At 33.0% G+C, this 536-nt stretch carries 2 protein-coding genes; both read left to right on the plus strand.

Annotation, left to right across the window (positions count from 1 at the left end; genetic code table 11):
* The first annotated feature begins 65 nt into the window (after positions 1-65).
* Complete coding sequence (locus J3U56_RS12040) at positions 66-350, plus strand: hypothetical protein (RefSeq protein WP_267367972.1); 285 nt, start codon at positions 66-68, stop codon at positions 348-350.
* 2 nt (positions 351-352) lie between these two features.
* Positions 353-536: hypothetical protein (locus J3U56_RS12045; RefSeq protein WP_267367974.1), on the plus strand; the 184-nt coding region annotated here is incomplete at its 3' end.

A 536-nucleotide genomic window follows, 5' to 3' on the forward strand; every position in this document is an offset into this window, starting at 1 on the left:
ACGACCTTAAAAATTTGGTTATAATTCAGCCGTTAATATCACCAAAACTACCTAAGGAGTGCAGTATGCGAGACCAAAAAGAACGCGTTGAAACAATTGAAAGTACCATGAAAAATGAATTTAGACATGCATTAGCGGTCAATTTAATTACACAAGAGCAACATGACAACTACCTGCAGGAACTCAATGAATTAACGTCTTACATTTTTGAAAGATATAAAGATAGTTTTACTTTTCGTGCTGAAGACTGGCGTAAAATAAATAACTATTATGAAAAAGTTGTAGCCTTAGATTTTGTGCGTAATCGAACTAAAGAAAATTTAGAATATTCCTGGCTAATTGAGATGTAATAATGAAACTTGATAATTTAAATAATCTCTATGAGCAAATAGAGCAGACAGCTAAAATTCAGCGAGTTTCAAATTTTAATCTGACTAATGCCAATCACCCTAAAATCCCTATACTCAAGAAGTGTATCAAGCCAATGATTTATATAGACAGGGGCATAAAAAAGGGTTTTCAGAGACTCGCTGGTT

This window comes from Gilliamella sp. B2824 (assembly GCF_026536245.1).
In the GTDB taxonomy this organism is placed as follows: Bacteria; Pseudomonadota; Gammaproteobacteria; order Enterobacterales; family Orbaceae; genus Gilliamella.